Origin of the sequence: Conexibacter sp. SYSU D00693, from assembly GCF_017084525.1 — a bacterium.
Taxonomy (GTDB): Bacteria; Actinomycetota; Thermoleophilia; order Solirubrobacterales; family Solirubrobacteraceae; genus Baekduia.
Map to the genome: position 1 here is coordinate 4,108,370 of NZ_CP070950.1, position 11,949 is coordinate 4,120,318.

The 11,949-nt window shown below is 75.0% G+C and carries 11 protein-coding genes; 9 read left to right on the forward strand and 2 right to left on the reverse strand.

Features of this window, described 5'->3' with window-relative positions:
* Nucleotides 1-3 precede the first annotated feature (3 nt).
* From JUB12_RS20285 to JUB12_RS20310, 6 genes are all read left to right on the forward strand, one after another.
* Nucleotides 4-1,197 carry an ABC transporter ATP-binding protein gene (locus JUB12_RS20285; RefSeq protein WP_241004330.1) on the forward strand — a complete coding sequence of 398 codons (1,194 nt, stop codon included), beginning with the start codon at nucleotides 4-6 and terminating at the stop codon, nucleotides 1,195-1,197.
* A gap of 45 nt (nucleotides 1,198-1,242) precedes the next feature.
* On the forward strand, nucleotides 1,243-4,425 hold the full coding sequence (locus tag JUB12_RS20290; protein WP_205697259.1) for an MMPL family transporter: 3,183 nt from the start codon (nucleotides 1,243-1,245) through the stop codon (nucleotides 4,423-4,425).
* Nucleotides 4,422-5,162 carry a hypothetical protein gene (locus tag JUB12_RS20295; protein ID WP_205697260.1) on the forward strand — a complete coding sequence of 247 codons (741 nt, stop codon included), beginning with the start codon at nucleotides 4,422-4,424 and terminating at the stop codon, nucleotides 5,160-5,162. The genes JUB12_RS20290 and JUB12_RS20295 overlap by 4 nt, the downstream gene beginning before the upstream one ends.
* Entirely contained in the window at nucleotides 5,159-5,803 is a 645-nt protein-coding gene (locus JUB12_RS20300; RefSeq protein ID WP_205697261.1) for a hypothetical protein, read from the forward strand. Before JUB12_RS20295 ends, JUB12_RS20300 begins: the two co-directional genes overlap by 4 nt.
* A 547-nt stretch (nucleotides 5,804-6,350) precedes the next feature.
* Entirely contained in the window at nucleotides 6,351-6,836 is a 486-nt protein-coding gene (locus tag JUB12_RS20305) for a hypothetical protein (protein WP_205697262.1), read from the forward strand.
* Entirely contained in the window at nucleotides 6,833-7,267 is a 435-nt protein-coding gene (locus tag JUB12_RS20310) for a VOC family protein (RefSeq protein WP_205697263.1), read from the forward strand. Before JUB12_RS20305 ends, JUB12_RS20310 begins: the two co-directional genes overlap by 4 nt.
* A gap of 83 nt (nucleotides 7,268-7,350) precedes the next feature.
* Here the strand turns inward: JUB12_RS20310 and JUB12_RS20315 are convergent, their stop codons facing one another.
* Complete coding sequence (locus JUB12_RS20315) at nucleotides 7,351-7,722, reverse strand: hypothetical protein (RefSeq protein WP_205697264.1); 372 nt, start codon at nucleotides 7,720-7,722, stop codon at nucleotides 7,351-7,353.
* A gap of 361 nt (nucleotides 7,723-8,083) precedes the next feature.
* On the opposite strand from JUB12_RS20315, the gene JUB12_RS20320 reads away from it, so the two are divergent.
* Nucleotides 8,084-8,788: a hypothetical protein gene (locus JUB12_RS20320; protein ID WP_205697265.1), complete on the forward strand. Its 705-nt coding sequence runs from the start codon at nucleotides 8,084-8,086 to the stop codon at nucleotides 8,786-8,788.
* Between the two features lie 27 nt (nucleotides 8,789-8,815).
* On the opposite strand, the gene JUB12_RS20325 is transcribed toward JUB12_RS20320, so the two are convergent.
* On the reverse strand, nucleotides 8,816-10,072 hold the full coding sequence (locus JUB12_RS20325) for an aminotransferase class I/II-fold pyridoxal phosphate-dependent enzyme (RefSeq protein WP_205697266.1): 1,257 nt from the start codon (nucleotides 10,070-10,072) through the stop codon (nucleotides 8,816-8,818).
* Between the two features lie 27 nt (nucleotides 10,073-10,099).
* Between JUB12_RS20325 and JUB12_RS20330 the strand changes: the two genes are divergently transcribed.
* Both JUB12_RS20330 and JUB12_RS20335 read left to right on the forward strand, forming a co-directional pair.
* Entirely contained in the window at nucleotides 10,100-11,233 is a 1,134-nt protein-coding gene (locus tag JUB12_RS20330; RefSeq protein ID WP_205697267.1) for a hypothetical protein, read from the forward strand.
* Nucleotides 11,234-11,275: 42 nt separating this feature from the next.
* Nucleotides 11,276-11,917, forward strand: coding sequence for a sterol desaturase family protein (locus tag JUB12_RS20335; protein WP_205697268.1), 642 nt, complete (start codon nucleotides 11,276-11,278; stop codon nucleotides 11,915-11,917).
* The last annotated feature ends 32 nt before the right edge of the window (nucleotides 11,918-11,949 follow it).

Here is an 11,949-nt window from a genome sequence, read left to right on the forward strand (position 1 = left end):
GAGATGCCGCGGATCCCGCGTAGGAGCAAGGACGAGGACGAGCGCGAGCCCGAGGGCCGCGAGGACTACGTCGACGGCGACGCGGTCGCCGACGACGAGGTCCCGACGGGCGCTGACGAGGCGGTCACCGCCGAGCAGCACGCCGTCGCCGACGACCCCGTCGAGGCGCCGGCCGCCGAGGAGCGCACCGAGGTGCGCCGCTCGACGTGGGACGAGCCCGACGAGGGCGACGCCGTCCCGTTCGCCGACGAGGACGAGCAGCCCACGCGCGTCCAGGAGCCCGTCGCCGCGGGCGCCCGCGACGCCGACGGCCGCGGCAAGGCCGACCGCGTCCGCGTCGTGCAGGAGAACCCGGGGGCCGACGACGACGAGTACCGGTGGCACACCGGCCTCGTCCGCCCGACCGGCATGCCGGATGCGGTCGAGTTCGTCGACGTGCACAAGGCGTTCGGGCGCAACAAGATCCTGCGCGGCCTGAACATGGGCCTGCCCGAGGGCAAGATCTCGATGATCCTGGGGCCGTCGGGCACGGGCAAGTCGGTGTGCATCAAGCACATGGTCGGCCTGCTGTACCCCGACGAGGGCGACATCCTCGTCCACGGTGAGTCGGTGCCGAACATGGTCGACGACGACCTGTTCGAGATGCGCAAGAAGTTCGGGGTCCTGTTCCAGGACGGTGCGCTGTTCGGGTCGATGAACCTGCTGGACAACGTCGCGTTCCCGCTGCGCCAGCACACCGACAAGGGCGAGGAGGAGATCCTCTCGATCGTCCGCCGGCGCCTGGAGGAGGTCGGCCTGGGCCACTCCGAGGACAAGTTCCCCAACGAGCTGTCGGGCGGCATGCGCAAGCGCGCCGGCTTCGCCCGCGCGCTGGTGCTCGAGCCCGACATCGTCCTCTTCGACGAGCCCGACTCCGGCCTGGACCCGGTGCGCACGGCGCTGCTGGGCGAGCTGATCCAGGAGATCCACGAGGACGTGATGGGCGACGCCGAGGAGCAGGGCAAGCCCCACCTCCCCGCGTTCTGCCTGATCACCCACGACATCATGACCGCGCGCCGCGTGGCCGAGCACATCTCGGTGCTGTGGAAGGGCCGCATCGTGGAGTCGGGGCCGGCGGAGGAGCTCTTCAACTCCGACAACGCCTTCGTGCGGCAGTTCCTGTCGGGCGAGTCGCAGGGCCCGCTGGGCATGGAGTAGGCGGCGCAGCGCGCCGCTGCGCGGCGCTACCGTCGCCGCCACCACGTGAAGGGCCTCGAACGCATCCTCACCGCCGTGATGGGGGCGGCGGCGCGCCGTCCCCTGGCCGTCGGCCTCGCCGTCGGCCTGCTCGCCGCGGCGGGCGCCGCGCTGGCGCTGCTGCGCCTCGAGCCGTCGGCCGCCACCGAGCAGTTCGTGGGCAGGGGCACCGAGAGCGCCCAAGCCACCGAGCGCCACCGCCAGGCCTTCGGCGAGGACGCCGTCTTCCTCCTGGTCAAGGGCGACCTGACGAAGCTCGTCCTCACCGACGACCTCCAGCGGCTGCTGCGCCTCGAGGGGTGCATCGCCGGCAACAAGCCCGACACGGTCAAGGACGAGACGCTCCCGGGCGGCGCGAACGGGCCGTGCGCGCAGTTCGCGCGCACGAAGCCGGCGAAGGTCGTCTTCGGGCCGGGGACGTTCCTCAACCAGTCCGTCGAGCAGATCACGACGCAGTTCACGGCGCGCACGCAGCAGGCCCAGCAGCAGGCGCAGGCCGCGGGGCAGGCCGCCTACGACCAGGCGCGCAAGCAGGGCCGCTCGACCGCCGAGGCGCGCCGCATCCAGCAGCAGGCCTCCGAGGCGGTGCAGGGCCAGTTCTTCCAGCAGCTCCTGCAGCTCGGCGTCCGCTACGGCATCACCGGCGTGCCGCGGCTCAACGACCCGCAGTTCGTCTCCCAGCTCGTCTTCGACGCGACCAAGCCGGCAGGGACGCCGAAGGCGCGCTTCGCCTACCTCTTCCCGAACCGGGACTCGGCGATGGTGCAGGTGCGGATGAAGCCGGGGCTCACCGAGGCCCAGCGCACGCACGCCATCGAGCAGGTCCGCGCCGCCGCGCGGCTGCCCGACTTCCAGCCGCGCAACGGCGGGCGCTACGTCGTCACCGGCGCGCCCGTCGTCGTCGCCGACCTGACGGGGTCCATCAGCTCGTCGATCTTGGTCCTGCTGCTCGTCGCCGTCGGCGTCATGGCGCTCACGCTCTCGCTCGTCTTCAAGGCGCGCCTGCGGCTGCTGCCGCTCGGCGTGGCGCTCGCCGCGACGGCGCTGACCTTCGGCGGCCTGTCGCTCGTCGGCGCGTCGCTGACGATGGCGTCGATCGGCGTGCTGCCCGTGCTGATCGGCCTCGCGGTCGACTACGCGATCCAGCTGCAGTCGCGCATCCAGGAGCGGCGGGTGGGGTCCGTGCGCCGCGCGGTGGACCAGACCGCGCGCGACGGCGCGCCGACCGTCGCCGTCGCGGCGGCCGCCACGGGCGCCGGCTTCCTCGTGATGCTGCTGTCCCCGGTGCCGATGGTCCGCGGCTTCGGCCTGCTGCTCGTCGCCGGCATCGCGCTGGCCTTCGTCTGCGCGCTGAGCCTCGGCGTCGCGGTCCTGGCCGGTGCGCTCGAGGGCTGGGGCACGCGCCGGCGGCGGCGTGTGCCGCGCCCGCTGCGCGACGCCGGCGCCATCGCGCGCGACGCCGCGCGCGACGCCGGCCAGATCGTCCGCGGCTCGCGGCCCGGCCGCGCCGTGGCGCGCGGGCTCACGCGGCACGGCGAGCTCGAGGCGGCGCCGGCGATGGGGCCCGACGCGACCCGGACGCTGCCGCGCCGCTCGCTCGCGGCGGTGCTCGACGCGCTGCCGCTGGCCGCCGTCGCCTGGGCCCTGGCCGGGCCCGCGGGCTGGTCGGTGTTCGCCACCGTCGTCGCCGTCCTCGCGGCCGCCGCCCTGCTGCACGGCGTGCTGGCCGGTGGCTGGGGCTGGACGCCCGGCAAGCTCCTGCTCGGGCTGCGCCTGGTCGACCGCCGCGGCCGGCCGCCCGGCATCGCCGCCGCCCTGGTGCGTGGCCTGACCGCGCCGGCGGACGCCGTCGCCGGCCTGCGCGCCGCACACCGCTCGCCGTGGCGCCAGCGGCTGGGGGACCAGGTCGCGGGGACCCTCGTCGTGCGTCGCACCCGCCTCGCGCCGGCCACGGGCGCCGCGGGCGCGCCGCCGCGCCCGTGGGCGCTGCTCACGGGCGGCGGGCTCACCGCCCTGGCGCCGACGTCGCGGCCGCGGCTCGTCCTCGGCGTCGCCGCGGCGGTCGCCGTGCTCGGCTGGGGCCTGGACACCCAGCAGCGGGTGGAGAGCGACATCCTCAAGCTCGTCCCGCAGGACCTCCCGGCCCTCGGCGACCTCGTCGACCTCCAGGACTCGACCGGCGTGGGCGGCGAGGTCGACGTCGTGGTGCGCTCGGACCGGCTGACCGAGCCCGAGACGGTGCGGTGGATGGTCAGCTACCAGGACCGGCTGCTCAAGCGCTTCGGCTACAGCGCCGAGCGCGGGTGCGGGCGCGCGGAGGTCTGCCCGGCGTTCTCGCTGCCGGACCTCTTCCGCGACGAGAGCGCCTCCTCCTCCAAGGAGGCGATCGAGGAGCTCCTCGACCTCGTCCCGGCGTACTTCTCCCAGGGCGTCATCACGCAGGACCGCAGGACCGCGACGCTCGCCTTCGGCATCAAGCTCATGCCGCTCGAGCGCCAGAAGGAGGTCATCGACGCGATGCGCGACGGCCTCGACGACCCCCCGGACGGCGTGACCGCGGAGGTGGCCGGGCTCAACGTCCTGGCCGCGGACGCCAACGACGCGATCGCCTCGCCGTGGTGGCGGGCTCTGAGCCTCGTCGTCGGGCTGCTGGCGGTCCTCGCCGTGCTGCTGGCCGCCTTCCGCGACCGCCGTCGCGCGCTGGTGCCGCTCGTGCCGATCGCCCTGGCGACGGGCTGGTCGGGGCTCGTGCTGTTCGCGCTGCGGGTGGAGCTCAACCCGATGTCGGTGACGATGGGCGCGCTGGTCATCGCGATCTCGACCGAGTTCAGCGTCCTGCTCAGCGAGCGCTACCGCCGCGAGCGCCTGGACGGCCGGCCCGCGCGCGAGGCGCTCGAGCGCACGTACCGCTCGACCGGCGCCGCGGTGCTGGCCTCCGGCGCGACGGCCGTCGCCGGCTTCGCCGTCCTCGTGGCCAGCGACATCACGATGCTGCGCGACTTCGGCGCGGTGACGGTCGTCAACCTCGCGGTCTCGCTGCTCGGCGTGCTCGTCGTGCTGCCGTCCGTGCTGCTGCTGGCCGAGGCCCGCGAGGGCCATGCGCCCGCCGGCCCGCGGATGCGCCTGCCCCGCCCGTCGCTCGGGCGCCCCCGGCTGCGCCGGCGCCGCCCCGCGGCGGAGGCCGCGTGAGCGGGCCACTCGACTTCCACGACGACGACGAGGCGGCGCGCGCCCGCCGCGAGCGCCTGGCACGTCGCGAGGACCCCGACCAGCGCGCACAGCGCGTCGAAGGCCGCTCGCCGCGGCCCGCGGCGCGCCCGCCGCAACGACGGACGTGGCGCACCCCCATCGCCCTGCTGGCCATCGCCGGCCTGCTCGTCGCCATCTCGCTCAGCGCCTTGCGCAACGACGGGCGCACGCCGGGGCCGTCCGTCGGCGACCGGCTGCCGCCGTTCGCCGCCCCGCTGGCGGTGTCGCGGCTCGAGGGTGCGGTGAACCTGCGCCGCAGCACCGAGGCCGGCGACGGCCCGCTGGCCTGCGACGTCCGCGGCGCCGACAAGGTCAACGTCTGCGAGCTCTACGAGCGGGGCCCGGTCGTCCTGACGTTCTTCACCACCGGCGGCGACCGCTGCGTGCGCCAGCTCGACGTCGTCGACCGGGTCGCCGCGCGCCACCCCGAGGTCGAGTTCGCCGCGATCGCCCTGGCCGGCGAGCGCGCCGAGGTGCGCGACGTCGTGCGCCGCCACCGCTGGCGCTTCCCCGTGGGCCACGACGAGGAGGGGCTGCTGGCCAGCGTCTACGGCGTCGCGGTCTGCCCTCAGATCACCTTCGCGCGGCGCGGCGGCGCGGTGGTCGACACGAACGTCGGCGACCTCGACGCCCGCGGCCTGGACGCGCTGGTGCGCCAGCTGGAGCGCCGGGGGTGACCGTCGAGGCCGAGCCGCACCGCGCGCTGGTGGACCCGGAGGTCCGCGCGGAGCTGCCCGGCCTCGAGCTCTGGACGCTGGCGGCGCGAGGCGCCGACGGCCGCAGCACGCGCGCGCTGCGCGCCAGGCTCAAGGAGCTCGCCGGGCGCTGGACCGGCGCGCGGGCGATCGCCGTCCGCTCGCAGCCCGTCGCCCACGCCTACCGCGTCGCGTTCCGCCAGCTCGGCCTGGACCCCGACGAGGAGCGCCCGCCGCTCGAGGCGGCGGTCCTCCGGCGCCTGGAGAAGGGCGGCTTCCCGTCGCGCGGTCGGCTGCGCGACGCGCTCCTGCTCGCACTGCTGGACACCGGCGTGGGCGTCTGGACGCTCGACGCCGCGGCCGTCGAGGGCGAGCTCGCGCTGCGCCAGGCGCGCCACGGCGAGCGGCTGGGGGAGGGCGAGCTCGCGCCCGACCTCCCGGAGGGCCGGCTCGTCGTCGCCGACGACCGCGGCCCGGCGGCCGTCCTCTTCGGCCGTGTCGCGGACGACCGCGTCCCGACGCAGGAGACCGAGGGCGTCGTGCTCTTCGCCGTGCGCGTCGAGGGCGTCCCCGAGCTCCACGTCGAGGAGGCGCTCTTCCGCGCCGCCGACGACCTCGCATGACGGGCTACACTCGGCGCGCAGGAGAGGACGTGGCCGCGATCGAGCACCACAGCACCGTCCCGACGGCGCCGGCCGTCGACACCCCGCAGGGCCTGCGGGCCGCGCGGCGGAGCCTGCTCGACCAGGTGGCGCGGCTCGAGCGCCAGCTCGCGCACGCCGTCGTCTCCGGCTTCCCGCGCACGCCCGTCGACCACGCCGTCCCCGGGACCGGCGGGCCGCACCTGCAGACCCTCGGCGAGCTCGAGGCGCTGCGCGACCGGCTGGCCGAGCGCCTGCGCGGCGCCCGCGCCGAGCTGCACGCCGCCGCCGTCCGCCACGCCGAGGCCCAGCGGCGCCTCGAGGCGATGCTGGCCGAGCCGCGCGCCCACCGCTTCGAGCAGGTCACCCGCGAGGACCTCGGCATGCCGGGCTGCGGCGCCTACCAGGTGCGCCCGAAGCTCGGGCTCGTCGGGATGCTCGCCGGCTGGTGGCACGTCAAGCTCTCCAGCGGCTGCCCGTTAGGCCGCTCGGCGCAGCCGTCGCGCGCGCCGCCTAGCATCACCGCTCCATGGGAAAGCGCAGCCGCAAGCGCGGCGCCCCGGGCGAGCCGCGGCCCGCGGCCGTCGCCGCCACCACCGCCCCGCGCAGCGCCCCCAGGGCGCCGTCGCGCCGGGCCAAGCTCGACGAGGCCCCGAAGGCGCCGTGGTCGCCGTTCCCGCTCACCGAGCTGTGCATCCTCATCGCGCTCGTCCTGCTCGTGGTGGGCTTCCTGCAGGACGGCGACGGCCGGGCGCGCATCATCCTGGCCGGCGTCGGGCTGCTCACGCTGGCGGCCGGCGAGCTGGCGGTGCGCGAGCACTTCGCGGGCTACCGCTCGCACACGTCGTTGCTGGCGGCGATCTGCGGCGTGGTCGTCGCCCTGCCGCTGAACCTCGTCGGCGGCATCCCGCGCTACGCCGTCCTCGCGGTGGGCATCGCGGTGTTCGCCGGCGCCTTCGGGCTGCTGCGCAGCGCGTTCATGGCCCGCTCCGGCGGCCTGGGGTTCCGCGCATGAGCATGTGGGGCGAGCGCCAGGACGAGCCGCAGCGCATGCGGCTGCTCGGCCTGCACCACGTGACGGCGATCGTCGCGGACCTCGACCGGACCGTCGCCTTCTACCGCGACGTGCTCGGACTGAGCCTCGTGCAGGAGGGCGCCAACGACGACGACCCCGACGCGCGCCACTTCTGGTTCGGCGACGCGCAGGGCACGCCCGGGACGCTGGTCTCCTTCATGGAGTACCCGTCCATGGACGAGGGCCGCGAGGGCCGGGGCGCCACGCACCACTTCGCCTTCGCCGTGGGGTCCGCGGCGGAGCTCGACGCCTGGCGCGACTGGCTGCGCTCGCGCGACGTCCCGTGCTCGGAGGTCTTCGAGCGCGGGCGCTTCCGGTCGATCTACTTCCGCGACCCCGACGGCCACCTGCTCGAGGTCGCGACGCGCTAGGGCCGAGTGGCCGGCGCGGCGGCGGGGGTGCTCCGCCGCGCCGGCCGTGCAGGCCTCAGGTGCTCCGAGGCCGCGAGATCGAGCTACGCGAAGGCCGGGGCGAACACCGGCTGGGCGGCGCGCAGGACCTCGGCCCCCGCACCGTCCTCCAGCAGCGCGGCCACGGCCTCGCGCTGGCGGTCGGTCATGGTGCCGACCGTCTTCGTCTCCGACATCGGGATGCACGAGAGGAACTTGCGGACCCGCGTCGACCCCCACCGGCGCTGCGCGCACAGGAGCTCGGCGATGGTCATGCTCGCCGCCTCCCACGGGTTGTCGCGGATCACCTCGGCGGCGTTGACCTCCCCGTCCGAGACCCGTCGCTTGAGCTCGGCCCGGGCGAGGCGCACCTCGTTGGCCCGGGCGAGCGCGCGCAGGTGCTGCGGCGCAGGGGCGATCGTCGCTGCGTCGTTCATCAGTCCTCCCTGGTGGCCCTCCCTCAAGGGACACCGAACTTCGAGTGTGTGCGTGCCGCGCGCAGGCGAGGTCGTCGAGTCGGCCGTCCTGCCTCCCCGACCGGCTCCGTCGCGTCCTCCCACGCTCCGCCGGGCCGGTCCGGGATGGCCCACTCGCCGCGCCGCCTCCGACGCGTCGGCGAAGCTACGCGAGCGCCTGCTCGCCGGTCAACCTGTGAAGAGGAGCAACATCCGCTCAGAGCGGTGTTTTCGTCGAGAGGCTGTCCTTGTGCGAGAACCGACGAGGACGAACGGCGGCCGACCCGCTATGGAGGGTGCGCCGAGCGGTTGAGAGGGGGCGGTGCCGGACACCCGCGAGGCCATGGCGAGTGCAGCGAGCTCCTCCTCCTCGGGCACCGCGGGCGGGCGTCCCAACCCCCTGCGCAGCGGCGGCTACCCGTGGATGCACATCGGTGCGGTCCTGCTGGTCGTCGCGATCATCGTGGCGATCACGCAGATCGGCGGGGGCAACGACGGGGAGACGAGCGACCGCGCCAAGGCCTCGGCCCCGGCCAACCTCCCGCAGGCCCAGCCGCAGGGCTCCGCCGCGCGTGAGGCGCAGGGCGGCGCGTCGTCGGGCGGGGGCTCGCGCGGCGTGGGCGTCGACGCCTTCCTGCGCGCCGGCCGCACCGACCTCCTGCCCGTCCCCGCGGCCGGGCTCGCGTCCCTCGCCGGCGACGACGTCGGCGGGACGCGGATGGTCGTCGTCGACGTGGTGGACGGCGCCGGCTTCTTCGTCGGGCGCCGCGCCCGCGACGCCGAGCGGCTGTTCGTGCAGGCCGACGCCGCCGACTTCTCCTACCGCCCGAAGGTCGGCGACCGCGTCGGCGTCGAGGGCACCGTCCGTGCCGCCCGGGGCGACGTCGCCGGGCTCACCGGCTCCCGGGCCACCCGCGTGCGCGAGCAGGGCGGCTTCGTCGCCGCGGCGTCGGTCATCCCCGAGGGCCGTCAGGCCGGCGGCGAGGGCGGGGCGGCCAACGAGGGCGACGCGGGCTCCCAGGTCGGGACGTACGGCGGCGGCCAGTAGGGCCCCGCGGGCCCCGCGTCCCCGGTCCTAGGAGGCCGGCCCGGGCAGCGGCCCGTGCTCGGCCTCGAACGCCGCCTTCACGCGGCTGAAGGCGTCCAGCGCCCGGTCGAGCGTCGTGGCGTCGTGGGTCGCCATGACGCTCGTGCGCAGCAGCGCGCCGCCGGGCGGCACGGCGGGGTGCAGCGCCGTGTTGACGAAGACGCCCTCGTCGTAGAGCGCCTTCCACAGCAGCGCGCACTTCCAGTCGTCCTCGACGAGCACGGGGACGATCGGGGTCGGGATCCCCGAGCCGTCCTCGACGACCTTGAAGCCCCGCTCGTGCAGGCCGTCGCGCAGGTAGCGGGCGTTCTCGCCGAGCTGGGCCAGCAGCGGCGGCCCGTCCTCGGAGCGCAGGACCCGCAGCGCCGCCAGCGCCGCGCCCACGGCGGCCGGCACCGACGAGGCGGTGAAGAGGAAGGCGCGGGAGGAGATCCGCAGGTACTCGATGACCTCGGCGCTGCCCGCGACGAACCCGCCGCAGGAGGCCAGCGACTTCGAGAACGTCCCCATCCGCAGGTCGACGCGGTCCTCGACGCCCAGCAGCTCGCTCGCGCCGGCGCCGCGCGCGCCCAGGACGCCCGCGCCGTGGGCCTCGTCGACCATCAGGCGCGCGCCGTAGGCCTGGCAGAGGTCGGCGACCTCCGGCAGCGGCGCGACGTCGCCCTCCATGGAGAAGACGCCGTCGACCACGACCAGGACGCCGCCACCGTCCCCGGCGGCGCGCTCGAGCGCCCGCTCCAGCTTGTCCAGGCGGTTGTGGCGGAAGGGGCGCAGCTTGGCCCGGGACAGCAGGCAGCCGTCGAGGATCGAGGCGTGGTCGCCCGAGTCGGCGATGACGGTGTCGCCGGGCGCGAGGATCGTGCCGAGCGTCCCGACGTTGGCCTGGTGGCCGGTGGTGAAGACGATCGCGTCCTCGGTGCCCATCCACTCGGCGATCTCGCGCTCGAGGTCGAGGTGCAGCGGCGTCGTGCCGTTGAGCAGGCGCGAGCCCGTCAGGCCGGTCCCGTAGGCCTCGAGCGCGTCGCGCGCGCCCTGCATGACGCGCTCGTCGGCGGTGAGGCCGAGGTAGTTGTTCGAGCCGAGCATCACGCGCTCGGCGCCCTCCATCTCGACCACGGGCGCGGCGGGGGAGGTCATCGGGCGGAAGTACGGGATCACGTCCGCCTCGCGAGCGGCGGCGAGGATCTCGGCGCGCTCGTGCCCCCGGACCTTGGCGAAGACGTCGACGGCAGCCTGCTGGGTCACAACGCCTGATCGTAGGGTGTGGCGCCGATGACGCTGACCGTCGAGCCCGTCACGGACGGCGCGGGGCTCCGCGCCTTCGTCGACCTGCCCTTCCGGCTGCACGCCGGCACGCCGTGGGTCCCGCCCCTGCGCCTGGAGCGCTACCTCTTCCTCTCCAAGCGCACGAACCGCTGGTTCGAGCACGCCGACGCGCGGCTCTTCCTGGCCAAGCGCGACGGCCGGGTCGTGGGCCGCATCAGCGCGCAGGTCGACCACGCGTTCTGGGAGCACCACGGCGAGCGCTGGGGCAACTTCGGGTTCCTCGAGCTCGAGGACGCGCCCGACGTCGCGCCCGCGCTGCTCGACGCCGCCGAGGCGTGGCTGCGGGCCAAGGGCGCCGACCGCATGAACGGCCCCTTCGACTTCACGATGAACGACGAGGCCGGCCTGCTGATCGAGGGCTTCGAGCTCGAGCCGATGATCAAGCAGCCCTGGCACCCGCCCTACTACCGGACCCGCCTGGAGGAGGCGGGGATGGAGAAGGCGATCGACCTGTGGATGTGGGCCCTGCGCGTCGACGAGCGCGACAAGGTCATGCCGATCCTCCCCGAGCTCGCCGAGAAGTGCGCGAAGGACCACGGGGTGCGCATCCGCAAGATGTCGCGCCGGCGGCTGCGCGAGGACCTCGACCTCTTCGGCGAGACCTACAACCAGGCGTGGGCGCGCAACTGGGGCTTCGTGCCCTACGGCGAGGGCGACCTCGACCAGTACGCCCAGGAGCTCCAGCTCGTCTTCGACCGCAACTGGTTCATGGTCGCCGAGAGCCCCGAGGGCGAGGCCGTCGGCATCGCCATCACGGTGCCCGACGTCAACCAGGTCCTGCGCCGGATGGGCGGCCGGCTGCTGCCCTTCGGCTGGTGGCACTTCCTCAACAAGGCCCGGTACATGGACCGCGTGCGCGTCGGCTTCCTCGGGGTCAAGCCCGAGTGGCAGCACACGGGCGTCGCGGCGCTCCTGTTCATGGAGCACTACGACATGGCGGCGTCCACCCCGCAGAAGTGGGGCGAGGAGGGCTGGATCCTCGAGACCAACAAGGCCATGAACCGCGGCATGGAGGCGATGGGCGGCAAGGTCGTCAAGCGCTACCGCGTCTTCGAGCGGCGGTTCGGGACCTCGTCTTAGGGCCCCCTGACGGCGTCGCAGCGGCGCGGTAGATTCCTTCGCATGAACCGGTCCGAGCAGCTCAAGGCCTCACCGCCGATGTTCCGCTCGCCGTGGCTGGACCGCTTCACCCGGGTGCACCCGGTGGTCCCGGTCCTGCTGTTCCTGCCCGCGATCGCCGTGCTCGCGGTGACCGGCGCCGGTCGCGTCGGCACGGGCGAGGCGCTCGCCTGGGCGGCGGGGGGCTACGTCTTCTGGACGCTGACGGAGTACTGGCTGCACCGCGCGGTCTTCCACTTCGAGCCCGAGCAGGGCATCGGGGCGCGCCTGCACTGGATGATCCACGGTGTCCACCACGACCACCCGAACGACCCCCTGCGGCTGGTGATGCCGCCGTCGGCGTCTGTCCCGCTGGCGCTGGGCTTCCTGGGGCTCTTCTGGGCGGTCCTCGGCTACGACGTCGCGCTGGCGTTCGGCGCCGGGTTCCTGGGCGGCTACCTGCTCTACGACATGCTCCACTTCCACGTGCACCACCACACGCCGCGCACGGCGATGGGGCGCAAGCTGCGCGAGTGGCACATGCGCCACCACTTCCAGGACGACGAGCGGGCCTTCGGGATCAGCGCGCCGTACTGGGACTGGGTGTTCGGGACCCCGCCCCGGTCGGGCGGCAACCGCCAGCTGGACGAGCAGCAGCCGGCCTAGCGCGTCCGGTCCGACCGCGGCATCAGCGCCTG

Bases quoted from the DNA above. Each gene is read 5' to 3' on its own strand.
- JUB12_RS20330 (WP_205697267.1), top strand. From the start codon at position 10,100: ATGACGCTGACCGTCGAGCCCGTCACGGACGGCGCGGGGCTCCGCGCC.
- JUB12_RS20285 (WP_241004330.1), top strand. From the start codon at position 4: ATGCCGCGGATCCCGCGTAGGAGCAAGGACGAGGACGAGCGCGAGCCC.
- JUB12_RS20310 (WP_205697263.1), top strand. From the start codon at position 6,833: ATGAGCATGTGGGGCGAGCGCCAGGACGAGCCGCAGCGCATGCGGCTG.
- JUB12_RS20320 (WP_205697265.1), top strand. From the start codon at position 8,084: ATGGCGAGTGCAGCGAGCTCCTCCTCCTCGGGCACCGCGGGCGGGCGT.
- JUB12_RS20335 (WP_205697268.1), top strand. From the start codon at position 11,276: ATGAACCGGTCCGAGCAGCTCAAGGCCTCACCGCCGATGTTCCGCTCG.
- JUB12_RS20305 (WP_205697262.1), top strand. From the start codon at position 6,351: ATGGGAAAGCGCAGCCGCAAGCGCGGCGCCCCGGGCGAGCCGCGGCCC.
- JUB12_RS20315 (WP_205697264.1), bottom strand. From the start codon at position 7,722: ATGAACGACGCAGCGACGATCGCCCCTGCGCCGCAGCACCTGCGCGCG.